Origin of the sequence: Rhizobium croatiense (genome assembly GCF_019793465.1) — a bacterium.
GTDB classification, from domain to species: Bacteria; Pseudomonadota; Alphaproteobacteria; order Rhizobiales; family Rhizobiaceae; genus Rhizobium; species Rhizobium croatiense.
Genome location: NZ_JAILYJ010000001.1, coordinates 491,038 through 511,422 on the forward strand (window position 1 = coordinate 491,038; position 20,385 = coordinate 511,422).

The following is a 20,385-nucleotide window of genomic DNA, read 5'->3' on the forward strand; positions in this document are numbered from 1 at the left end:
CCGGGAGGCGGCATTTGCGTATCAGCAACGCCAGCACAACTTGACTTCCAGCAAAACGACCGATATCAATTTGGGTAATCGATAACCCAAAGGGCTCCCGTGACCGCCTCACTCAATGACATTGCCGTCCGCGCAGGCGTCTCCGTCAAGACGGTGTCAGGCGCACTGCATGGCGGCTCGGCCCGCATGTCGGAGGAAACTCGGCAGCGGATCAAGGAGATCGCCGAGGAGATCGGCTATGTCACCAACTTCGCCGCCCGCAGCATGCGGCAGGGCTGGATGCCGCTCGTCGGCCTTGTCGCCGATGATCTGATCACTTCGCCTTTTGCCACCGAGATCATCAGGGGGCTCGACGGCGCCGTGCGCGCCGCCGACATGGCCGTCTTCGCCATGACCCTCGGCGGCCACCGGAGCATCGCATCGATACTCGACGAGATGCGGCGCTTTCGCCCGCGGGCGATCGCCTATGCCGCCATGTATCACAAGAGCGTCGACCTGCCGTCCGAATTTGCCGATGCGGTCGGTGTCATGATCAATTGCCGCGATGCGAACGACCGCGTGACCTCGCTGGTGCCCGATGAAACGGGGGCGGCGCTCGAGATTACCAACTATCTCATCGATGCCGGCCGGCGCAACATCGCCTTCATCAATCTGCCGGGACTGCTCGCAGGCGAACTCCGGGAACTCGGCTTCCGGCAGGCGCTCGATCAAGCTGATATCGACGGAGCCGGCGCCATCGTCCTGCCCGCCGTCAGCAAGGCGATCTACAGTGACCGGGCCCACAGCCTCGTGGCCGTGCATGTGCAGGAGCTGATGAACGGCCCCCAGCGCCCCGATGCCATCCTGTGCGGCAATGACCGCGTCGCCATGGAAGTCTATGCCGCGTTGCGCCGGACAGGCGCAGCCATTCCCGACGACGTCGCCGTTGCGAGTTTCGACAACCAGGTCGAGATCGCCTCGCGTCTCGACCCGCCGCTGACCACCATGGCGCTTCCCCATCGCGCCATGGGCCGCCAAGCCGCGCAAATCCTGCTTGCCGAAGACCGGGTCCCGGTCGGGGTGCAGAAACTGCCGTTCCAGCTGGTGGAGCGGGCATCCGTATGAATTGAAATAGGCCCATTCAATGGAGGAGGAATTCTAATGGGTAAACGTTTACTTTGGTCGCTGGTCCTGTCCTCGGCACTATCAGCCGTAGGGGCGCAGGCAGCCGAGAAAACCGCAATACAGGTCATGCATCAGGGCGACCCCGGTTTCGTCGCCGCCTATGGCAAGGTCGCCGAACGGTTCGAGGCCGCCAATCCCGATGTCGACGTGCAGTTCATCTATGCGCCGCACGACGCCTATAACGAGAAATTCAGCGCCGCCGTCATGGCCAAGCAGCTTCCCGACGTCATGGAACTCGATGCGCCGTTCCTCGCCAATTACGTCTGGTCGGGCTATCTTCAGCCGATCAAGCCGCTGATCGACAAGGACCTCCTTGACGACATGACGCAGTCCAACGTCGCCCAGGGCACATACCCGATCGACAAGGACCTCTACGCCATCGGCCTGACCGACTCGTCGGTCGTTCTCTACGGCAACAAGAAATATCTCGAAGCGATCGGCGCCCGCATCCCGAAATCCGTCGAGGATGCCTGGACCCGGGAGGAGTTCGAAACCTATCTCGAGAAGCTATCCAAAGTCGACGGCGTGAAGTGGCCGATCGACACCTTCCGCGGCTACGGCATCAAGACCGAATGGATCACCTATGCCTATGGCCCGATCCTGCAATCGGCCGGCTGCGATCTGATCGACCGCAAGGCCTGGAAATCCGAGGGCACGCTCGACAACGACGCCTGCGTCGATGCGCTGGCGATGATGCAGAAATGGGTCAAGAACGGCTGGGTCGTGCCGCAATCGGCCGGAACCAACCAGTTCTTCGCCGAAGGCAATCCGGCAGCGCTGGCGCTCGGCGGACACTGGGTCTATGCGGAAGCCGCCGCGACCATGAAGGACAACATCGTCGTGCTGCCACTTCCGAAATTCGGCGCCAAGGGCGCGAGCCCCGACGGCACCTGGATCTGGGCTGTCACCAAAACGTCGGCGCATCCCGAGATCGCAGGCAAGTTCGTCAGCTTCCTGCTGAAAGACAAGGAGTTCCGCACCTACGTCGCAAGCCAGTCCGGCTATCCCGGCCTGAAGAGCTTCGCCGCTGAATCTCCGCTCTATGCTCCCGGCGGCCCGATGGCGATCGCCTTCGAACAGGCATCGAAGACGGCCGTCGCCCGCCCGCCGCATCCAGCCTACCCGACCATCACCTCCGCCTTCATGCAGGCGGTCGACGAGGTGTTCAATGGCGGCGATCCGAAGGAGGCGCTGACAGCGGCCGCCGAGAAGATCGACCAGGATATCGAGGACAATGACGGCTATCCGCCGTTCGGCGACGAGCAATAAGCTCGATCGCCCTGCAATGCCCCGCCGGACATTGCAGGGCGGGACCGGCAATCGAGACTGGAGAGGAGGAGCCAATGGCCATACAACAATCGATATCTTCGACATCCGTCCGAAGGGCTCCGGCACGCCGGCATGACAAGGGACGGCTGATGCAGGAAGCGGCCATGCTTGCGCCGGCGGTCATCCTGTTGACGCTCTTTCTGATCCTGCCGTTTCTCCTGTCCTTCTGGACGGCGATGACCAACCAGCCTCTGGTGCCGCGGCCGACGCCGGTCCGCTTCGTCTGGTTCAACAATTTCATCCGTGTCTTTCAGGACGATCTGTTCTGGACGGCGCTTTGGAACGTCTCGCGCTTCACCTTCTGGATCATTCCGGCCCAGTGCGGCCTCGCTTTCGCGACGGCGCTGCTGCTGCATCAGAAGCTGCCGTTGCGCAACCTGCTGCGCGGCATGTTCTTCCTGCCGGCGATCACCTCGATGGTCGTGGTCTGCGTCATCTGGGGCACGCTGTTCCAGTATCCGACGGGGCCGTTCAACCAGATCCTCGGCTTCCTCTCCGGTGGGGCGATCCAGCCGATCGACTGGCTCGGCGATCCCCAGTGGGCGATGTTTTCGCTCGTGCTGCTCTCGGCCTGGCAGGCCTACGGCTTCCAAATGATCGTCTACCTCGCCGGCCTTCAGAGCATTCCTGATGAACTCTACGATGCCGCCAAGATCGACGGCGCCAACGCTTTCCGCCGCTTCTGGCATGTGACCATGCCCGGCCTCAGGCCGACCCATGTCTTCGTGCTTGTCATCACCACCATCCAGGCCTTCAAGCTCTATACCCAGGTCGCCATCCTCACGCAGGGCGGGCCGAAGAGCAGCACCGAAACGGTCGTGCACTACATGGTTCGCGCCGGCTTCGAAGAGCAGAAGATGGGCTATGCCTCCGCCGTCTCGGTCATCCTGTTCGTGATCGTTCTCGTCATCGCGCTGATCCAGCGCCAGCTCCTGAGGCGCTTCGATGTCTGATATCGCTCTCTCGATCCCGCAGGCCAGCACGGCACGGCCCCGTTCGGCCGCGAGGGTTCTCCGCGCCATCCAAACCGTCAGTATTTTCATCATCGCATTGGTGATCGTCTCTCCATTGCTGCTGCTGGTCGTCGCCAGCCTCAAGGACGACCGGTTCCAGATTCTGGCCGACATGGGCAGCTTCCGGGCCTTTTGGGTATCGAACCCGACGCTTTCGAATTATGCAGAAGTCGGCCGCCTCTCCGGTGAACTCGCCTTCGGACGCTACCTCATCAACTCGCTGATCATCCTCGTCACCACGGTTTGCTCCGGCCTGATCGTCAATTCGATGGCCGGCTTTGTTCTGGCCTGGGGCTCGCTCAAGGGCCGCGCCGTCATCCTGTCCGTCGTCATCGCGCTCTACGTGATCCCGCAGGAAAGCATCATCATGCCGCTGGTGATCATGGTCTCGCGAGCGGGTATCTCCGATACCTTCGCGGTACAGATCGTGCCCTGGGTCGCAAGCCCGCTTTACATCTTCCTGTTCTACCAGTTCTTCGCGCAGCTGCCGAAGGAATTGCTTGAGGCCGCCGAGATCGACGGCGCCTCGTTTTTCCGGGCCTATCGCTCCATCTTCCTGCCGCTCAGCCTGCCCGCGCTCGCCACCGTGTCGATCCTCATGGGCATCGAGACCTGGAACCAGTATCTCTGGCCGATCCTCGTCACGCAGACCGACTATGCCCGGCCGATCGCGGTGGCCATCGCCACCTTCTTCGGACAGGACAGCATCTACTGGGATCGGGCGATGGCGGCCTCCGTTTTGATGATGATCCCGATCCTGGGGCTCTACCTCGCATTCCAGCGCTGGTTCGTGAGCTCCTTTATCGGCTCTGCCGTGAAAGGTTGAATCGATGACAAGCCCAGCGATTTCTCCCTCCGATGAAGCGGGGATTGAGCCGATCCGCGCCGTCCTGCCCGCGGGGTCCACAATCCATGCCTGGATCAGGGCGTCGCATGGAGGCACCTCGGGAAGGCTGGCGGCACATGTCGACGGGAACCCGGCCGGCGCCGTCGAAACCTCAAATCCTGATGAGTTCGAGTTTCGGCCGATGACGCTGGAAAGAGGCGGAGAGACCGCCTTCTCCTACGATCCGGCGACAACCGAGGTCTCGGTCCTCTATGCTTTCCTTGAGCCCCGCGTTCTCGAAGAAGGCATCCGGCTGCTGCATGTCCGCCCCGCCAATGCCACCCCCGAAACTCCGGGCGGCTATCATTTCCGCCCGCCTTTCGGCTGGATGAACGATCCCAACGGCTTTGGAAGGTTCGGTGGCAAGCCGCACCTCTTCTACCAGCACTATCCCCACAGCCTTCGGTGGAACAACATGCATTGGGGTCATGCGGTCTCGAAGGACTACCTTCGCTGGACGCATCTCCCGATCTTTCTTTTCCCTTCGGATGAACTTGCCGCCCGGGCCGACGGGCGGGGCGGGGCATTTTCCGGCTCGGCGATCGCTCTTCCCGGCGATCAAGCCGGCCTTCGCATTTTCTTCACCGAGCATATGAAGGACCGGGAACCGGAGGAACAGGTTCAGTTCACCGCCACCAGCCGCGATCTTGTCAATGTCGAGCCGGCGCGCCTGATCCTGCCGGCGCGTCCCGCCGGGCTCGGGCTGACGACCGATTTCCGCGACCCTTACGTCTTCCGAGGCCCCGACGGCAAATGGAAGATGCTGCTCGGCACGCGAGACCGCGAGGGCGGCGTCATCCTGCTCTACGAAACCGACGATCCGGCCGCGGCGGCGGGATGGACCTTCCTCGGCACGCTTCACCGCGAGAACCGCTTCGGGATGACGGCGGCGGAATGCCCATGCATGCTGCCGCTCGACGGTCCCGCCAACGACCCGGCGACTCGCTGGGCCTTGATCTTCGGTCTGCTGACCAGCCGCGACCCGGCAACCGGCCGGCGCAATATGACGCTTGCGACCGTCGGCCGTTTCGATGGCCGCAGCTTCTCCGTGGAATTCGAGCAGGAACTGGATTTCGGCACCGACGCCTACGCCTTCCAGGCCTTCGTCGACGAGGGCGGCCCGATCGGCATTGCCTGGCTTGCGAACTGGACGGATGTATCAAAAGGGATCGACATGCCGACGGCGATGACCCTGCCACGCCGGCTGGCATTGCAGAGCGGTGCGCTGACCACGTCGCCGGTGCCAGGTGTCGAAAGCCTGCGTCAGCGCCAGTTGGATGCCAAAGCTCTTCTGGATGGCCGGACCGTCGATCTCGCCAATGGCTCCGTCGAAATCCTGCTCACCCTCAGGCAGGCCGGCAATGCGTTCCGCCTCGATCTCGAACATCCCGAGGCGACGGTCGCGGTTCAGCTGAACGACGACGGGCTGAGCATTCCCTTCTCGGTGGCGAATGCCAAGGCATCGCCCCGCTATATCGCCGCCGGCGCGCGCCCGTCGACCATCCGGATCTTTCTCGATGCCGGCTCGATCGAGGTCTTCGCCGACGATGGCCGCTGGACGGGCACCAAGCGGCTGCCCGGTTTCAAGGGGGTGGGTGCGGTGCGTCTGACCGCACCCGAGGGAAATATCATCGCCGCCGAAATCTGGCAGCTCGGTCTTTGATCGCTGGAGGAGCCGGGGCAAAGCACGGCTGCAGAAAGCTCGCTTCGGATTGCGCGGCGCGGGCCATTGGGCGCTCAGATGCCGCGGGCGAGGTCGTGACCGATCGGCAAAAAACACCGGTCCAGGCTGAAACGCTCGGTTTGTCCGATATCGTACGGCAACGAATAGGACTGCCGGAACTTTCCCTCCCATTCTAGGAGAGAAAAATGACTTCCTCGTCTTCAGTAGGGCCTGCGTCGCACTGCAAAGAAACGTCCGCAATCGAGCGTGAGATCGTCGAATTGACGCCGGCGTTGCGCGCCTTTGCCCGCAGGTTCCTGCGCAGTGACGACGACATTGATGATCTCGTCCAGGAGACCTTGCTGAAGGCGCTGAACTCGCTGCATCTCTATCAGCCCGGCACCTCGCTCAAATCCTGGCTTTTCACCATCCTTCGAAATACGTTCTGCACCAATTACCGCCGGCAAAAACGCGAGCCGGCAGGGATGGATGCGGTGATAGAACAGGTTGCGATCGCGCCAACCCAGGAGTGGACGCTGCGGGAGCACGAGCTGCAGCGGGCCTTGACACGGCTTTCCGACGACAGGCGCCGTGCTCTGACACTGGTGGCTGCCGGAACGAGCTACGAGGATGCCGCCAGGATGTGCGGATGCCGCATCGGCACGTTAAAAAGCCGTGTCAGCCGCGCCCGCGCGTCCCTGCTGGCAATGCTCGGAAACCACCTCGTCGACTGAGCGCCCCACGGTCGATTCATCGGCCGCTCCATCAGGGCTTGGCTTCCCGCGAAAATGGCGTGCTTTGATCGCTGCTGCTGCCCGCGTTCCAGGAGAGCGTAGCGCCGAGCACGATCAAAAGCCCGACCAAGACGATGGCTCCGATATAGATTGCGAAAGCGCGGCGATCCGATTGCTGGCTCATCTTCCTCTCCTTCGACCCTTGAACCAGCCGAAAGGCGGAATGTTCCTGTCAACGGGATGAGAAAGGATTTACCAGCGGAGCAGGCGGGGGCCGGTGAGCGAACCCAGCGCGCCGGTGAGCAGGATGCCGAGCGAATACCAGATCAGCACGAAGGGCATGCCGTTTTCGGTGCAGAACCAGGAATAGACCCAGGCGCCGGCGGCGCCGGCGGCGATGCCGGCGACGAAACCCGTCAACCTGAGATCAGCAGGTGCGGCCCGGCGCAGTGACCAGACAATACCGGCATAAACGGGCAGCGCGAAACCGATGATCAAGACCGGGCAATGGAGCGCCGAAGAGCCGAGGATCAGCACCGGGTAGGTCTCGACCGGAGCCGTCATGAGCTGGATGGCCGCGACCGTCGCCATGGCGGCGAAGATCGCGGCAAGCAGACCGAAAAAGCTTCCCTCGGAACCATCGGGGCGGGAAAGCCGGAAAATGGCTGCAAAGGCGGCCGCGGCAATCAAGGCATTATAGGCCGACTTGATCCAGAAGACCGGCAGCATCAGCACGTCGGGCATATCGATCCTGAGACGAAGAATGGTCAGCATCAGCAGCAAAGAGAAAGCGAGGGACGGCACGATGCCGAGCGCGAAGCGGCGGCGTAGCGCATTGCGCGGCACCGGCTTCAGGTCCCCTGCCAGGCGTTCGATAATGTCGTCCGTCTCTGTCACGATGCGCCTCGCAATCTTTCTCCGAGCGCCTTGAGCGCCCGGTGGATCCCGACTTTCACCGCCGATTCAGACTGGCCGGTGCTGTTCGCGGTATCGGCGACCGACTGGCCCTCGAGCTTCACCTGCCGGATCAGCTCCCGTTGTCTCGGCGGCAGCCCGTCGAGCAATCGCTCGACATCCATGCGGGCCGTCACCGCTTCCTCGCTGAAATCGCTTTCGATCTCTTCGCCAAGCTCGGTCTCAGCCAGTCTGCGCCCGCCGCGGCCGCGATGATGGTCGATCAGCTTGTAGCGGGCGATCGAGAAGAACCAGGCGGTGAAAGGTCTTTCCCGGTCATAGGTGGACCGGCGGGAATGCAGTGCCAGCAATGTCTCCTGGACCAGATCTTCCATATCCGCTTTCGTCGCCGCAGCCATCCTGCGGCTGTAGTAACCGACAAGCAACACACGCACAGCCGTCAGCAAACGCCGATAGGCAGCCTCGTCCCCGTCAAGGGAGAGAAGCATCAATGCTTTCAGGGCTTCTTCCGAATGGGCGGTTGTCATGCTGTCACGAGTTCATTCGCTGGAAGCGGCCAATCGGTTACAGCAGAGATCAAAACAATTGCGGCATCACAGTCCTATCACATGCGAGTGAAGCTGTAACGCATCCCGGCACTCCCGCGAATAACCGGATGTGAGCCATCGGCAGGCCGCCGGCGGACACGACAAATCCATTCAGGAGAGTTCCATGACCAAGCTTTTTTCCAGCCTCGCAGCCTGCACTTTCATCGTCGGTCTATCGCTTGCCGGTGTCGCCTCGGCTGAGGACGCCATGAAATCCGATACGATGAAGAAGGACAATATGCAGAGCAGCGCGATGTCGAAGGAAACCATGAAGACATCGGAGCCCAGGACCGACTGCATGAACAAGGCCGACATGGAAAAAGACGTGATGAAAAAGGCCGACATGATGAAGGCCTGCGACGCGATGAAGTAGGCGTTTTCGCGTCTCCGCGGCCGCTGAAACTTTCTACAGCGCCGCGCGTCTTTTTAGACGCGCAAAGGACGCTGTAGCACTTTTGGTTGCTGCATAATTTTGTCCTTAAATCGATTCCGATTTAAGGATTATGCAGCGGGCGGCGGCCGCGTCTTCTTCTCCCGAAGCATCCATTCATTCGGAGAACAATCATGACGACGATCGATGCCGGCCCGACAACCGGCCGCACGCTTATGTACCGCCACAGTCTCCCTGTCCGCCTCTCGCATTGGGTGAATGTGCTTTGCCTCACCGTGCTACTGTTCAGCGGCCTGCAGATATTCAATGCTCACCCGGCTCTCTATTGGGGCCAGTACGGCGCCGACAACGATCCGTCCTTCATCTCCATGGAAGCAACAGAAGACGGCGGCCGGGCGAAGGGGCTGACGCATGTCGGTCCGTTCACCTTCGATACGACAGGTTTCCTCGGCCTCTCCGATGTCGACGGCGAGGCGACGCCAAGGGGCTTTCCGAACTGGCTCACGCTTCCGAGCTATCAGGACCTGGCGAGCGGCCGGCGCTGGCATTTCTTCTTTGCCTGGCTCTTCGTCTTCAACGGCCTTGTCTACCTCGCCTATGGACTGATCAGCCGGCATTTCCGCCGGGATCTTACGCCGGCTGGTAACGAACTGACACTTTCCCATCTCGGTCACGAGGTCGTCAACCACGCCCGGCTGCGCTTTCCGAAGGGCCCCGAGGCGCAGCACTACAACACGCTGCAGAAACTGACCTATCTCGTGGTGATCTTCCTGCTGCTGCCGCTGATGATTGCGACGGGTCTGACCATGTCGCCGGGCTTCAACGCGGTGGCGCCCTGGCTGCTCGATGTCTTCGGGGGACGGCAATCGGCCCGCACCCTGCATTTCCTCACCGCCTTCTCGCTTGTCGCCTTCGTCGCGGTGCATATCGCCATGGTGGTGCTGTCGGGTGTGTTCAACAATCTGCGCTCGATGATCACCGGCTATTACGCCATCGAACAGGGAGACGAACGATGAGCCGCCTGATCACCCGCCGCCGCTTCATGATCGGCTCGACCCTGACCGCCTCCGCAATGGGATTGAGCGGCTGCGACGCATTGGTCGAAAGCGACCGGACGAAGTCGGTGCTGAAGATCGCCGAGGGCTTCAGCATGAAGACGCAGCGCTTCCTGCTCGGCGATGATGCGCTCGCCCGAGAATTCACCGAGGCGGATCTCTCTCCGGTCTTCCGGTCGAACGGCACCAGCATGCCCGATAATCCGCAATATATCGACTGGGTGAGCCAGCAATTCTCGACCTGGAAGCTTGATGTCGGCGGCCTTGTCGAAAAGCCGTCGCAGTTCTCGCTGGCGCAGCTGAAGGCGATGCCGTCGCGCACACAGATCACCCGGCACGACTGCGTCGAAGGCTGGAGCGCGATCGGCAAATGGACCGGCCTGCCGCTCGGCGCCCTGCTGCAATCGGTCGGGCTCAAGCCCGAGGTACGCTACATCGTATTCCATTGCGCCGACGAATACGAAAAGACGCTCGACGGCAGCGGCTGGTACTATGAAAGCATCGATCTCGTCGACGCCTTCCATCCGCAGACGATCCTCGCCTATTCGATGAACGGCAGCGACCTTGAGGTGGCGCATGGAGCGCCGCTGCGACTGAGGGTCGAGCGTCAGCTCGGCTACAAGCAGGCGAAATATCTGACCCGCATCGAGGCGGTCGCCGATCTCGGCCAGCTCTACGGCGGCAATGGCGGCTTCTGGGAAGATCGCGGCTACGAATGGTATGCCGGGATATAGGTCACCGGCAGGCTTTGATCCGCCTGTTCATGCCGGCTGTGGGGACGCTATCTCGGTGAGACCGCGCCTCGACTTCCTGAGAGGCCCGATCAGCCGCTCATATTCGTCCTCTGCCTTGCCATAGGCGTCGGAAGCAAAGTCCTCCAGGCCGGCGCGATCCCTGACGATCACCAAGCCGCGGACGGAGCGGATGAAGCGGTAGCCTTCGAGCAGATGCAGGGCGGTGGTGACGCTCGGCCGCCGCACCGCCAGCATCAAGGCAATGTACTCGTGCGTCAGCGCGAGCTCATTGCCGTCGATTCTATCATGGCACATCAATATCCAGCGGGCCAACCGCTCATCGATCTCATGGACGGCATTGGAGAGCGCGGTGAAACCTGCCTGCGTCGCCAGAACATGAACAGCCTTGTGGAGAAGGCTGGCGAAAACCGGCTGCGTTTTCATCAGATCCAGCAGCGTGGTTTGCCGCAGACGATAGGCGAAACCCGGCACCTGGACGGTGACCTCAGGCACACTGATGCCTGCACCTATCGCCGCCGCGACCGGTGCAAAACCGTCGCGGCCGAACAATCCCGCTTCGACGCGATTGCCCTCAGGTGAGATATTGATGACCGAGCCTATGCCCGAGCATGGAAAATAGGCATGCTCGATCACCGCATCTGCCGGGACGATAATGTGACCGCGAGGTATGGCGCAGGGTTCGAGATGGGCGACGACTGCCGTATATTCGTCCTCCGGCAAGAGACCCAGCAGGCGATTCTCTGTCGGCCGCATCATGGTTTCTGCCATTATTTGCCCTCCGGCAAGCACGGAATGCTACAGACGGGACCGTCGAATCCCAATGGCCACCTGCGTCCGCCCAAGCCCAACTCACAGGCCCTTTGTTGGTTCCCGCCATCGCCGCACCGCTGATCACTGATCCGCGCGTGCATATTTCTTTGCGCGTTGATGTCGATGCGCAGCTGCCGCCCTCGCAATTCGCGTTACGATCCGGCCATTCCGCCTTCTGGCCTGCCGGCGCCAGATATGACCGCTGCGGCCACATCAGGCGTGTTCTGCGTAAGTGCCAGACGAGCGACCGACAGCAACTTGTCATGGTCCGTCACGCCATGACGATAGAGTCCGATCAGCAAAACCGCGATCTTTTGCATCGCTGCCCCGCGCAGCGGTTCACCGGCTTCGGAGCAGATCACATTCAAGATGGCCCGCAATCGACTGAGATCGGCCGAATCCAATGCGTTCAGATGAATAGACTGACAGTCGGGCATAGCACCGTTCCTGATGCCAAGGCTTCCCATTAGTATCTTCTAATAATGGGACTCGACGAAGCTCGATTCAACTCTCCCCGACGAATTGTACGCAAACGAACACCCTCAATGATAATAGGACAGGTCCGGCCCGAACAACGCTGCGATCATCGCATCGATATCGGCAGGACGGCCGCTGAGAGTAAAGCCGCCGGGCGGCGCTTTGGACCGCTGATCGTGCGCGAAGACAAAGGGTATGCCTCGGTTCTCCAACCATTCGTTCAGCCAGAGCATAGCCTGATCGGAGATCCTGACGTCGATGATCGCGGCCTCGAACACGAGCCCCTCACTCAAGCATTCCATCGCGCTGGCGACGACGACCGGCCCGGCGATCGAAGCCTGACAGGTGATCAGGGCCTGTCTTGCATCGTCCGAGAGGAAGCCCGGCTCACCGATGATAAGGATCGTTTTGCCGGCGACCGGACTGAGCGATTTCATGGCGGATGCCCACAGCCTTGGTTTGGACGGTGCTCACGCTGTTCAATGGCGACTCAAACCTCAGACGATCCGCTTCCTCGTGCGTAACACACGTAAGCCCGCCGCGCGACGGTCATTCACCATTCCCGCCGAACCTGATCCGACCACGTTGGTTCCACGGCTTTGAGGTAGGAAGCCCACCGACCGCTCGCCTCCGTACGCTTCCGTACCCGTAGTTGAAAACGAAAATCCGAAGATTAGGATTGGCTCACATATGGGAGGAATGCGGATGAGCCAGCATTCGGGAATTACGAAGCCGGCGCTGCAGCCCGAAGACATAGCCATGCTGCATGCCGTGCTCAGGGGGTGGTGCCGGGAAAAATCCTGCGAAATCGGCAGTCCGGCGGCGCAGCATGTTGCGCGGGAACTCGTCTCCTGGTTCGAATGCGGCATCCGCAATCCGCAAAAGCTCGCTGGCCTGATGCGCCACATGCACCTGGATGCGCAAGACCTGCCGACCTCACCAGATGCATCGGGCACGGTCTCGCGCCCAGCCGCGAAAGCCGGCGGGCTGGCGTGCCATGACGGATAGAAGCCGGCGCAGCGCCTCTATCCCGGTCTGTTCCTCCGCTCTGAGCCTTCTGGAACGGCAGATCGCCCTCAGGCAGATCATCGATGAGCTTCAGGATCTCTGCGACGGCGCCGCCAATCGGCGCCCGGTCCTCCATCATCTGGTTCAGACGATCCGCGAATCGACGGTATCGATCGCCAGAGCCGTTGACGATTGCTGCGATGATAGGCAGCTCTTTCAGCTCCGGGCCACGATAGTGCGTGTTGAAACCGACGCGGCCATCACCTGCCATTGATCGGTTTTGCGAACGGATGGCGGACAAGCGCGAGTCTCTCTCTGATGCGGTGGCTCATTTCCGCATCATGATCTGCTGATGCTCCTGGGCAAAATGCCGATCGGCGTCGTCCCGGCCCGCACACCCGCCGACAACGCTCGTGTTCTGCGTTTATGCGGCGCATTGACGCACAACCCGTTGGATGATATCGATGCATTTAATTGGTCAGGCCAGTTGACCAGCCGCGGCTTGAGGAGACGCCGCCAGGGAGGCATGATGTTTTCGCCCGTTGAATCCCGCCGCCTTTATCGACAGGTGGCGGACCAGATTCGTTTTATGATCGCGAGCGGCGAGCTTGCCGTCGGCCAGCGGCTGCCGGCCGAGCGCGATCTGGCGGAGCAATTGTCCGTATCACGCCCGACGGTACGCGAGGCGCTGATCGTCCTGGAGGTCGAAGGCCTCGTCAACATTCGCATGGGATCCGGCATCTATGTGGTGCGCCAGCATGCCGCCAATGCTGCGGCAAGCGAACGCGAGCCCGTGGAGGGACCTTTCGAGTTGCTGCAGGCGCGCGCCATTATCGAATGTGCCATTGCCGAGGAAGCGGCGGGCTGCGCCAAGCCGGACGGCATCGCCGTGCTCGACGAGGCGCTGATGCGCATGAGCGGCGGCGTCAATGATGCGAGCGCGGTGCTTGCCGCCGACCGGGCCTTCCACACCGGCATCGCCGCCATCGTCGGCAATGCGACGCTGATCCGCGTGACCGGCGAAATGTTCGACATGCGCATGACCCCATATTTCGCCAGGCTCGCCAGCCATTTCGAGGGGCCAAATACATGGCGCAGTGCTCTCGATGAACATCGGACCATTCGCGATGCGATCGCCGCCGGCGATGCAGACGGCGCGAAGGTCGCCATGCGCACCCATCTCACCATGTCGCAGAAGAGGTTTTCCGAGAGCTTCGGGGAGGAGTTCTCGGGAGCAGAGAAGCGCGGCCACGACAAGGGGCGCGCGAAACGAACGGCCAAGACTTAACCGAGCTCGGAGGAGAGAGCGATGAAGAGCAGACTGGCAACGATACTTTGCACCGCAGCCGCGATCATGGCGAGTACAGCGATCGCCCACGCCCAGACCGTGCTGAAATGGGCGCACGTCTATGAAACGTCCGAGCCCTTCCACACCGATTCCGTCTGGGCAGCGGAAGAAATCAACAAGCGCACCGACGGCCGCTACAAGATCGAGGTCTATCCGGCCTCGCAGCTCGGCAAGGAAGCCGACATCAACCAGGGCCTCAAGCTCGGCACGGTCGACATCATCATCTCGGGATCGAGCTTTGCGGCGCGCGACTACAAGCCGATCGGCGTCACCTATTTCCCCTATATCTTCCGCAGCCCGGAGCACCTGATCGCCTATACCAAGAGCGACGTCTTCAAGCGCCTCGCCAAGGGTTATGAAGACAAGACCGGCAACCACATCGCCGCCGTCAGCTATTACGGCACGCGCCATACGACCTCGAACAAGCCGATTGCCAAATGCGCCGATATGCAGGGCCTGAAGATCCGCGTGCCTGATGTTCCCGCCTATCTCGCCATGCCGCGCGCCTGCGGCGCCAACACCACGCCGATCGCCTTTGCCGAAGTCTATCTCGCTCTGCAGAACGGCACGGTCGAGGCGCAGGAAAATCCGCTGACGACGATCGAGGCGAAAAAGTTCTACGAAGTCCAGAAGAACATCATCCTGACCGGCCACATCGTCGACCACCTCAACACGGTGATCTCGAAGACGCGGTGGGCGAGCCTTTCCGACGAAGACAAGAAGATCTTCGGCGAAGTGATGCAGGAGGCCGCCGAGCGCACCACCAAGACGATCGCCGGCAAGGAAAACAGCCTCGTCGCCACCTTCAAGGAAAAGGGCATCAACGTCACCGAGGTCGACAAGGCCGATTTCGAAAAGACTGTGATGGAGAAGGTCAAGTTCGAGGACTTCGGCTACGAGAAGTCCGACTGGGAAGCGATCCGGGCGATCCAGTAAGAGCTCGCGGCGACAACTGCCCCTCACCCTAACCCTCTCCCCGCTCGCGGGGAGAGGGGACGTGCCTTGCGAGACGTAAGCGAGGGACGAAAAGGTCGCGGCACATCCCCTTCGCCCCGTTTACGGGGAGAAGGTGGCGGCAGCCGGATGAGGGGCGGGACGCCGCCGAGCAATAACGAGGTTTGTCGACGAATTGAAAGGGCCGCCATCTCCTCTTTCGTCATGCTCGGGCTTGTCCCGAGCATCTGGCCCCGTTCGATAGGGCAGCAGATCCTCGGCACAAGGCCGAGGATGACGCCGAGCAAGGAGCGGGGCTCGTCATCAAGGTTAGGCGCGCCGCCCGCGCCGCGCCCTCCTTCCCCAACAGGAACAAGGCCGATCATGTCGCAAGAAATTCACACGCCAATTACGGCCGAGGAAATCGGCCACGAATTCGAAGGCCATGCGCCGACCGCAAAAGTCTCGGACTATGCGATCGAGGACTGGATCACGCTGATCGTCTTCTGGCTGATGGCGGGCTGCGTCTTCCTGCAATTTTTCACGCGCTATGTGCTGAACGACAGCTATGCATGGACGGAAGAGATCGCGATCAACTGCCTGATCGGCGTCGTTTTTCTGGGCGCCGTGATGTGCGTGCGCACCTCGCGGCATATCCAGGTCGACGTCTTCTATCACTATATGCCGGCGGGGCTGGCCCGCGTGCTCGCCACTTTCGTCGATATCGTCCGCATCGGCTTCTTCGCCTATGGCTGTTATCTGATGTGGCGTTACGTCGATATCGTCGCCGACGAGCAGATGGTCACCATCGAGCTGCCGCGCAACATCGTCTTCTACTCGGTGCTTGTCGCTTTCGTGTTGATGCTGATCCGCGCGGTGATCGTCTTCATCGCCAATATGCGCCGCGGCTACTCCGTTCTGGAGCGCCCGGAAGAATTCCAGACCGTCGAGGGTTGATCCAATGCTGCTGCTTCTTGGCTCCTTTCTGGTGATGATGCTGATCGGCGTGCCCGTCGCCATCTCGATGGCCGTCGCCTCCGTGCTTTACATCGTGCTCTACGGCATCGCGCCGGACATTATCGTCGCCCAACGCATGATCGCCGGCGTCGAAAGCTTTCCGCTGCTCGCCGTGCCCTTCTTCATCCTGGCGGGCAATCTAATGAACTCGGCGGGTGTGACCGGCCGCATCTATTCCTTCGCGGTCGCGCTGGTCGGCTGGATGAAGGGCGGGCTGGCGCAGGTCAACATCATCGGCTCGGTCATCTTCTCCGGCATGTCGGGCACGGCGCTCGCCGATGCGGCCGGCATCGGCACGATCGAGATCAAGGCGATGAAGGATCACGGCTATCCGGTCGAAGCGGCGGTCGGCGTGACGGCGGCGTCTGCCACGCTCGGCCCGATCTTCCCGCCGTCGCTGCCCTTCGTCATCTATGGCATGATGGCGAACGTCTCGATCGGCGCTCTGTTCATGGCCGGCATCCTGCCCGGCGTCGTCATGACGCTGCTGATGATGGTCACCGTCGCCGCCTTCGCCTATTACAAGCGCTGGGGCTCGGACGCGCCGTTCGATGTCAGGCAGCTGCTGTCGGCCGGATTGGAGATCCTCGTCGTCCTGCTGGTGCCCGTGGCGATCTATCTGATGATGCGGGCCGGCCTGTCGATGAATGCGGCGGCGGGAATCGCCCTTCTCGTGCTGCTGGCGCTCGACTGGTATTTCGCCTTTTCCGCCGTCATGGCGCTGATGACCCCGGTTATCCTGATCGGCGGCATGACGATGGGCTGGTTCACGCCAACCGAAGCCGCGGTGGCGGCCGTGCTCTGGTCCTTGTTCCTCGGACTCGTGCGCTACCGCACCATGACATTCTCGACGCTCGCCAAGGCCAGCTTCGATACGATCGAGACGACCGCATCGGTTCTCTTCATCGTCACCGCGGCTTCCGTCTTCGCATGGCTCTTGACGGTCAGCCAGGCCGCGCAGCTGCTGTCCGATGCGATCCTTTCGATCACCGACAATAAATGGGTGTTCCTGATCCTCGTGAACCTGCTGATGCTGTTCGTCGGCTGCTTCCTGGATACGATCGCGGCGATCACCATTCTCGTGCCGATCCTGCTGCCGATTGTCGCCAAATTCGGTATCGATCCGGTTCAGTTCGGCCTGATCATGACGTTGAACCTGATGATCGGCCTCTTGCATCCGCCGCTCGGCATGGTGCTCTTCGTGCTGTCCAGAGTGGCGAAACTCTCGGTCGAACGCACCACCATGGCAATCCTGCCCTGGTTGGTGCCGCTCTTCCTCGCATTGATCCTGATCACCTTCATCCCGGCCGTATCGCTCTGGCTGCCGCAGCAACTCGGACTGTTGAGATAGGAAGGCCATGATGCGAACACGTCTGGCACGGCTTTACCAAAAGGGCGATCTCAGGATCGAGGCCGACATCGTTGCGCCCCCCGGTCCAGGCCAGGTGCTTCTGAAAATGGCAGCCGCAGGCATCTGCGGCTCCGACCTGCATTATTATCAGGACGGCGGCTTCGGACCGATCCGGGTGCGCGAGCCGATCATACCCGGTCACGAGGCATCGGGGATCGTCGAGAGGGCGGGGGAAGGGGCAGACCTGAAACCCGGGACGCTGGTGGCGGTCAACCCCAGCCAGCCCTGCGGCCAATGCGAATATTGCGCGAAGGGACTGCCGATCCACTGCCTCGACATGCGCTTCATGGGCAGCGCGATGCGCCTGCCTCATGAGCAGGGCATGTTCCGGGAATGGCTGGTCGTGCCGGCCAAGCAGTGCTTCGAAGTGCGAGCGGCGACGACGGCTGCGGAAGCCGCCTGCAGCGAGCCCTTGGCCGTTTGCCTGCATGCGGCATCTCGTGCGGGAGCGATCGCGGGCAAGCGCGTCCTCGTCACAGGCGCCGGTCCGATCGGCTGCCTGATGGTTGCCGCCGCCCGCTATCACGGCGCGGTCGGGATCATCGTGACCGATCTGGCCGATGCGGCGCTGGAGAGAGCCGAAGCGATGGGCGCGAGCCGGACGATCAATGTGTCTCGAGAGGCTGCGGCGCTTGCCGAATTCGAGACGGGCAAGGGTTATTTCGATCTCGTCTTCGAATGCTCGGCCGCCGCAACCGCCATCCGCAGCGCCATTGCCGCCATCAGGCCGCGCGGCACGATCGTGCAGGTCGGCGTCACGGGAGAGATTCCGATCCCGCTCAACGCCATCGTCGGCAAGGAGCTCCATATCCACGGCACGCAGCGTTTCGACGAGGAATTTGCCGCCGCCGTCGAGCTGATCTCAGGTCGAGAGATCGATGTCCGGCCGATCATCAGCCACAGCCTGCCCCTCGAAGAGGCCACCGCCGCTTTCACACTCGCCGGCGACCGGACGGCCGCCTGTAAGGTACAGCTTACGTTTTAGAGACCTGTGTCACTCCGTGCCGGCGCGCCATTCGCGCCAGGCGAGATGGATCTTCGCGCCGATCGTCGTCAGCGGCTGCGGCGGCAGCGTGCGCTCATCGCAATGCTGTAGCGGCCGCACGGATCGAACAGTTCCTTCCTCCCAGCCGTTCTCTGCCGCGAGCTCGCTCGCGAGCGCGATTGCCGAACGCTGCAGCAGCACGGAGCCGCGGGCGTGCCGGGTGGTTCGAAAAAGTGCAACGCCATGTGGAAACAAAGCGGGCCGAGTTTTGTTACTGATAGACCCGCGCAGGAGTGTTCCTGCCGGGCGGCGGCCGAAACGGGAGCAGAATCATGGAGACAGCAACGCAGTTGGCGCTTTTCTTCGGCGCACTGACGTTGGCGAGCTGGATAGCGGGAGGCATTGCGGCCGTCCTTGGAAGTGTCGAGCTCGGCCACCGACAAAGAGCGACAGAATATCTGACGTTCGGGCTCAGCGCCGCCGGCTTCATCTCGGCAGCCGCCATGGCGGCGGTTTTGGTGATCCGCTGACGCTGATTGCGCCGATGCCCGTCGATCGAAACCTCCCGCCCAGCTGCGCCTTCAGCGGCGGGCGGCGATCTGCTCGGCAGCGGGTGGCGGACGGTGGAAGACGCAGACCTGGTTGCGGCCTGCTTCCTTGGCGCGGTAGAGTGCCACGTCGGCTTCGTGCTGGAGATTAGCCAGGGAAACGCCGGTATCGGCCGCCGATTTGAAGGCCACCCCGACGCTCAGCGTCACCGACGGGCCGACGCCGGAAGACGGGTTCGGAAGGGCGGCCGCCTCCACGCTTTCACGTATTCGCTTCGCCACCGCGACAGCCTCTTCTTCTTCGACGTCAGGAAGGACGATGAGAAATTCCTCGCCGCCGTGTCGTGAGACGAGGTCGCGATCGGCGCGCACGCAGCTCTGGATGATGCCGGCGACCTTGACAAGGCAGCGGTCGCCTTCGCCATGCCCGAGCTTGTCGTTCAGCGCCTTGAAGTGGTCGATGTCGCACATGAGCATGGCGACGATGCCGGTTTCACGGCCGTGGCGCCAGAGGCTCTCGAGCGTTTCCATCATCCAACGGCGGTTGGCGATCCCCGTCAGCGGATCGGTTCTGGCCAGCCGTTCCAATCGGGCATTTGCATCGGCCAATTCCGCGACGCGGCGCTGATCCCTGCAGTCGAGGAGAAATGTCTTCTGCGCCAGGATGTTCATCGTTCGCCTTGCGACCACGGTCGCGATGATCCCGCAGGAAAAGAACAGGGTCCCGGCTATGACGCTGCCCGCGTCCACGAGCGGGTTGTACCATTGAAAGGTGAAATAGAGGGCGAGGGCATAACAGGCGATTGCGATCGTCCAGGCGAGCGGCACGCTGAAGATGGTGATTGCGCTCGTGGCAACGAACAGCATGATGGTCAAATGGCGCTCGTAGAATTCGCCCCCCGCAAAGACGCCGACGAGTGCGACCGACAGCAGGATGACGCACATTCCGCCGAGGAGCGATGCGCGTTGAACCGCCGCCGAGCGCGGCTTGGTCCAGATGAGCGCCGTCAGGATCGCCGCCGGCGGCAGCAGGCAGGCCGGGGCGACCATTAACAGGGCAACCTCACGCGGAAGCAGCATGGCATTCAGCGCCAGCGTCAGAACATCGACGAAGGCGACCCAAGTCATCCAGGAACGGATGACTTTCGCCCTCTGGCGCCATAGCCTTTCGTCGAACCGGCGCCGCAGGTCGCCCGTCAGGCGAATATCGCGGGTTCGCCCCGATAAAAGGCGTTCGACCTCATCCGCCATCGCGCCGGTCAGCGGCCGCGGCGAAAAGGACCCGGCTGCAGAACCTTCGAAGGACGTGCTTTTGGCATCATTCATCTTTGCACTATCTAGCCGCAATCGGAAACT

25 protein-coding genes are annotated in these 20,385 nt (G+C 61.9%); 17 read left to right on the plus strand and 8 right to left on the minus strand.

Annotated features, from left to right (window positions below; translation table 11 throughout):
* Nucleotides 1-99 precede the first annotated feature (99 nt).
* The 6 genes from K6M89_RS02185 to K6M89_RS02210 all read left to right on the plus strand — a co-directional run bounded on the left by K6M89_RS02185 (nucleotide 100) and on the right by K6M89_RS02210 (nucleotide 6,789).
* Nucleotides 100-1,104, plus strand: a complete 1,005-nt coding sequence (locus K6M89_RS02185) for a LacI family DNA-binding transcriptional regulator (protein ID WP_222138283.1) — start codon at nucleotides 100-102, stop codon at nucleotides 1,102-1,104.
* Nucleotides 1,105-1,140: 36 nt separating this feature from the next.
* Nucleotides 1,141-2,433 carry an ABC transporter substrate-binding protein gene (locus K6M89_RS02190; protein WP_222138284.1) on the plus strand — a complete coding sequence of 431 codons (1,293 nt, stop codon included), beginning with the start codon at nucleotides 1,141-1,143 and terminating at the stop codon, nucleotides 2,431-2,433.
* 74 nt (nucleotides 2,434-2,507) lie between these two features.
* Nucleotides 2,508-3,446: a carbohydrate ABC transporter permease gene (locus K6M89_RS02195; RefSeq protein WP_222138285.1), complete on the plus strand. Its 939-nt coding sequence runs from the start codon at nucleotides 2,508-2,510 to the stop codon at nucleotides 3,444-3,446.
* Nucleotides 3,439-4,332, plus strand: a complete 894-nt coding sequence (locus K6M89_RS02200) for a carbohydrate ABC transporter permease (RefSeq protein WP_222138286.1) — start codon at nucleotides 3,439-3,441, stop codon at nucleotides 4,330-4,332. The genes K6M89_RS02195 and K6M89_RS02200 overlap by 8 nt, the downstream gene beginning before the upstream one ends.
* A gap of 4 nt (nucleotides 4,333-4,336) precedes the next feature.
* Nucleotides 4,337-6,055, plus strand: coding sequence for a GH32 C-terminal domain-containing protein (locus K6M89_RS02205; RefSeq protein WP_222138287.1), 1,719 nt, complete (start codon nucleotides 4,337-4,339; stop codon nucleotides 6,053-6,055).
* Between the two features lie 206 nt (nucleotides 6,056-6,261).
* The gene (locus K6M89_RS02210; RefSeq protein WP_222138288.1) at nucleotides 6,262-6,789 is read left to right on the plus strand and encodes a sigma-70 family RNA polymerase sigma factor; all 528 of its coding nucleotides are present in this window, start codon (nucleotides 6,262-6,264) and stop codon (nucleotides 6,787-6,789) included.
* 31 nt (nucleotides 6,790-6,820) lie between these two features.
* Here K6M89_RS02210 and K6M89_RS02215 read toward each other — a convergent pair whose 3' ends face one another.
* From K6M89_RS02215 to K6M89_RS02225, 3 genes are all read right to left on the minus strand, one after another.
* A complete protein-coding gene (locus K6M89_RS02215) occupies nucleotides 6,821-6,973 on the minus strand; it encodes a hypothetical protein (protein ID WP_222138289.1) in 153 nt (50 codons plus the stop codon).
* A gap of 68 nt (nucleotides 6,974-7,041) precedes the next feature.
* A complete protein-coding gene (locus K6M89_RS02220; RefSeq protein ID WP_222138290.1) occupies nucleotides 7,042-7,686 on the minus strand; it encodes an NrsF family protein in 645 nt (214 codons plus the stop codon).
* On the minus strand, nucleotides 7,683-8,231 hold the full coding sequence (locus tag K6M89_RS02225; RefSeq protein ID WP_097581437.1) for a sigma-70 family RNA polymerase sigma factor: 549 nt from the start codon (nucleotides 8,229-8,231) through the stop codon (nucleotides 7,683-7,685). Before K6M89_RS02225 ends, K6M89_RS02220 begins: the two co-directional genes overlap by 4 nt.
* Before the next feature lie 184 nt (nucleotides 8,232-8,415).
* On the opposite strand from K6M89_RS02225, the gene K6M89_RS02230 reads away from it, so the two are divergent.
* The 3 genes from K6M89_RS02230 to K6M89_RS02240 all read left to right on the plus strand — a co-directional run bounded on the left by K6M89_RS02230 (nucleotide 8,416) and on the right by K6M89_RS02240 (nucleotide 10,471).
* A complete protein-coding gene (locus K6M89_RS02230; protein WP_222138291.1) occupies nucleotides 8,416-8,664 on the plus strand; it encodes a pentapeptide MXKDX repeat protein in 249 nt (82 codons plus the stop codon).
* Between the two features lie 191 nt (nucleotides 8,665-8,855).
* Nucleotides 8,856-9,698 carry a cytochrome b/b6 domain-containing protein gene (locus tag K6M89_RS02235; RefSeq protein ID WP_222138292.1) on the plus strand — a complete coding sequence of 281 codons (843 nt, stop codon included), beginning with the start codon at nucleotides 8,856-8,858 and terminating at the stop codon, nucleotides 9,696-9,698.
* Nucleotides 9,695-10,471 (plus strand): molybdopterin-dependent oxidoreductase, encoded by a 777-nt coding sequence (locus K6M89_RS02240; protein WP_222138293.1) that lies wholly within the window; start codon nucleotides 9,695-9,697, stop codon nucleotides 10,469-10,471. Before K6M89_RS02235 ends, K6M89_RS02240 begins: the two co-directional genes overlap by 4 nt.
* Before the next feature lie 27 nt (nucleotides 10,472-10,498).
* On the opposite strand, the gene K6M89_RS02245 is transcribed toward K6M89_RS02240, so the two are convergent.
* The 3 genes from K6M89_RS02245 to K6M89_RS02255 form a co-directional block, all read right to left on the minus strand.
* On the minus strand, nucleotides 10,499-11,260 hold the full coding sequence (locus K6M89_RS02245) for a Crp/Fnr family transcriptional regulator (protein WP_222138294.1): 762 nt from the start codon (nucleotides 11,258-11,260) through the stop codon (nucleotides 10,499-10,501).
* Nucleotides 11,261-11,454: 194 nt separating this feature from the next.
* Entirely contained in the window at nucleotides 11,455-11,769 is a 315-nt protein-coding gene (locus tag K6M89_RS02250) for a hypothetical protein (RefSeq protein WP_246642283.1), read from the minus strand.
* 75 nt (nucleotides 11,770-11,844) lie between these two features.
* Nucleotides 11,845-12,216, minus strand: coding sequence for a hypothetical protein (locus K6M89_RS02255; RefSeq protein ID WP_097581442.1), 372 nt, complete (start codon nucleotides 12,214-12,216; stop codon nucleotides 11,845-11,847).
* A gap of 268 nt (nucleotides 12,217-12,484) precedes the next feature.
* Between K6M89_RS02255 and K6M89_RS02260 the strand changes: the two genes are divergently transcribed.
* The 7 genes from K6M89_RS02260 (at nucleotide 12,485) to K6M89_RS02290 (ending at nucleotide 18,481) form a co-directional block, all read left to right on the plus strand.
* The gene (locus tag K6M89_RS02260) at nucleotides 12,485-12,787 is read left to right on the plus strand and encodes a hypothetical protein (RefSeq protein ID WP_097581443.1); all 303 of its coding nucleotides are present in this window, start codon (nucleotides 12,485-12,487) and stop codon (nucleotides 12,785-12,787) included.
* Nucleotides 12,777-13,061, plus strand: a complete 285-nt coding sequence (locus K6M89_RS02265) for a hypothetical protein (protein WP_097581444.1) — start codon at nucleotides 12,777-12,779, stop codon at nucleotides 13,059-13,061. The genes K6M89_RS02260 and K6M89_RS02265 overlap by 11 nt, the downstream gene beginning before the upstream one ends.
* Before the next feature lie 255 nt (nucleotides 13,062-13,316).
* On the plus strand, nucleotides 13,317-14,075 hold the full coding sequence (locus K6M89_RS02270; protein ID WP_222138295.1) for a FadR/GntR family transcriptional regulator: 759 nt from the start codon (nucleotides 13,317-13,319) through the stop codon (nucleotides 14,073-14,075).
* A 21-nt stretch (nucleotides 14,076-14,096) separates the two neighbouring features.
* Nucleotides 14,097-15,071 (plus strand): sialic acid TRAP transporter substrate-binding protein SiaP, encoded by a 975-nt coding sequence (locus tag K6M89_RS02275; protein ID WP_097581445.1) that lies wholly within the window; start codon nucleotides 14,097-14,099, stop codon nucleotides 15,069-15,071.
* Between the two features lie 381 nt (nucleotides 15,072-15,452).
* Entirely contained in the window at nucleotides 15,453-16,025 is a 573-nt protein-coding gene (locus K6M89_RS02280; protein ID WP_097581446.1) for a TRAP transporter small permease, read from the plus strand.
* 4 nt (nucleotides 16,026-16,029) lie between these two features.
* Nucleotides 16,030-17,436 carry a TRAP transporter large permease gene (locus tag K6M89_RS02285; protein WP_222138296.1) on the plus strand — a complete coding sequence of 469 codons (1,407 nt, stop codon included), beginning with the start codon at nucleotides 16,030-16,032 and terminating at the stop codon, nucleotides 17,434-17,436.
* 10 nt (nucleotides 17,437-17,446) lie between these two features.
* Nucleotides 17,447-18,481 carry an L-idonate 5-dehydrogenase gene (locus tag K6M89_RS02290; RefSeq protein ID WP_222138297.1) on the plus strand — a complete coding sequence of 345 codons (1,035 nt, stop codon included), beginning with the start codon at nucleotides 17,447-17,449 and terminating at the stop codon, nucleotides 18,479-18,481.
* A gap of 9 nt (nucleotides 18,482-18,490) precedes the next feature.
* On the opposite strand, the gene K6M89_RS02295 is transcribed toward K6M89_RS02290, so the two are convergent.
* Nucleotides 18,491-18,682: a hypothetical protein gene (locus tag K6M89_RS02295; RefSeq protein ID WP_097581448.1), complete on the minus strand. Its 192-nt coding sequence runs from the start codon at nucleotides 18,680-18,682 to the stop codon at nucleotides 18,491-18,493.
* 131 nt (nucleotides 18,683-18,813) lie between these two features.
* Between K6M89_RS02295 and K6M89_RS02300 the strand changes: the two genes are divergently transcribed.
* Complete coding sequence (locus K6M89_RS02300) at nucleotides 18,814-19,011, plus strand: hypothetical protein (RefSeq protein WP_170964819.1); 198 nt, start codon at nucleotides 18,814-18,816, stop codon at nucleotides 19,009-19,011.
* 51 nt (nucleotides 19,012-19,062) lie between these two features.
* Here K6M89_RS02300 and K6M89_RS02305 read toward each other — a convergent pair whose 3' ends face one another.
* Nucleotides 19,063-20,355, minus strand: a complete 1,293-nt coding sequence (locus K6M89_RS02305) for a GGDEF domain-containing protein (RefSeq protein ID WP_097581450.1) — start codon at nucleotides 20,353-20,355, stop codon at nucleotides 19,063-19,065.
* Between the last annotated feature and the right edge of the window lie 30 nt (nucleotides 20,356-20,385).

Coding starts and splice junctions, on each gene's coding strand:
- K6M89_RS02230 (WP_222138291.1), top strand. CDS start 8,416: ATGACCAAGCTTTTTTCCAGCCTCGCAGCCTGCACTTTCATCGTCGGT.
- K6M89_RS02235 (WP_222138292.1), top strand. CDS start 8,856: ATGACGACGATCGATGCCGGCCCGACAACCGGCCGCACGCTTATGTAC.
- K6M89_RS02280 (WP_097581446.1), top strand. CDS start 15,453: ATGTCGCAAGAAATTCACACGCCAATTACGGCCGAGGAAATCGGCCAC.
- K6M89_RS02260 (WP_097581443.1), top strand. CDS start 12,485: ATGAGCCAGCATTCGGGAATTACGAAGCCGGCGCTGCAGCCCGAAGAC.
- K6M89_RS02245 (WP_222138294.1), bottom strand. CDS start 11,260: ATGGCAGAAACCATGATGCGGCCGACAGAGAATCGCCTGCTGGGTCTC.
- K6M89_RS02225 (WP_097581437.1), bottom strand. CDS start 8,231: ATGACAACCGCCCATTCGGAAGAAGCCCTGAAAGCATTGATGCTTCTC.
- K6M89_RS02200 (WP_222138286.1), top strand. CDS start 3,439: ATGTCTGATATCGCTCTCTCGATCCCGCAGGCCAGCACGGCACGGCCC.
- K6M89_RS02205 (WP_222138287.1), top strand. CDS start 4,337: ATGACAAGCCCAGCGATTTCTCCCTCCGATGAAGCGGGGATTGAGCCG.
- K6M89_RS02270 (WP_222138295.1), top strand. CDS start 13,317: ATGTTTTCGCCCGTTGAATCCCGCCGCCTTTATCGACAGGTGGCGGAC.
- K6M89_RS02265 (WP_097581444.1), top strand. CDS start 12,777: ATGACGGATAGAAGCCGGCGCAGCGCCTCTATCCCGGTCTGTTCCTCC.
- K6M89_RS02305 (WP_097581450.1), bottom strand. CDS start 20,355: ATGAATGATGCCAAAAGCACGTCCTTCGAAGGTTCTGCAGCCGGGTCC.
- K6M89_RS02275 (WP_097581445.1), top strand. CDS start 14,097: ATGAAGAGCAGACTGGCAACGATACTTTGCACCGCAGCCGCGATCATG.
- K6M89_RS02215 (WP_222138289.1), bottom strand. CDS start 6,973: ATGAGCCAGCAATCGGATCGCCGCGCTTTCGCAATCTATATCGGAGCC.
- K6M89_RS02300 (WP_170964819.1), top strand. CDS start 18,814: ATGGAGACAGCAACGCAGTTGGCGCTTTTCTTCGGCGCACTGACGTTG.
- K6M89_RS02255 (WP_097581442.1), bottom strand. CDS start 12,216: ATGAAATCGCTCAGTCCGGTCGCCGGCAAAACGATCCTTATCATCGGT.
- K6M89_RS02190 (WP_222138284.1), top strand. CDS start 1,141: ATGGGTAAACGTTTACTTTGGTCGCTGGTCCTGTCCTCGGCACTATCA.
- K6M89_RS02240 (WP_222138293.1), top strand. CDS start 9,695: ATGAGCCGCCTGATCACCCGCCGCCGCTTCATGATCGGCTCGACCCTG.
- K6M89_RS02290 (WP_222138297.1), top strand. CDS start 17,447: ATGCGAACACGTCTGGCACGGCTTTACCAAAAGGGCGATCTCAGGATC.
- K6M89_RS02210 (WP_222138288.1), top strand. CDS start 6,262: ATGACTTCCTCGTCTTCAGTAGGGCCTGCGTCGCACTGCAAAGAAACG.
- K6M89_RS02285 (WP_222138296.1), top strand. CDS start 16,030: ATGCTGCTGCTTCTTGGCTCCTTTCTGGTGATGATGCTGATCGGCGTG.
- K6M89_RS02195 (WP_222138285.1), top strand. CDS start 2,508: ATGGCCATACAACAATCGATATCTTCGACATCCGTCCGAAGGGCTCCG.
- K6M89_RS02250 (WP_246642283.1), bottom strand. CDS start 11,769: ATGGGAAGCCTTGGCATCAGGAACGGTGCTATGCCCGACTGTCAGTCT.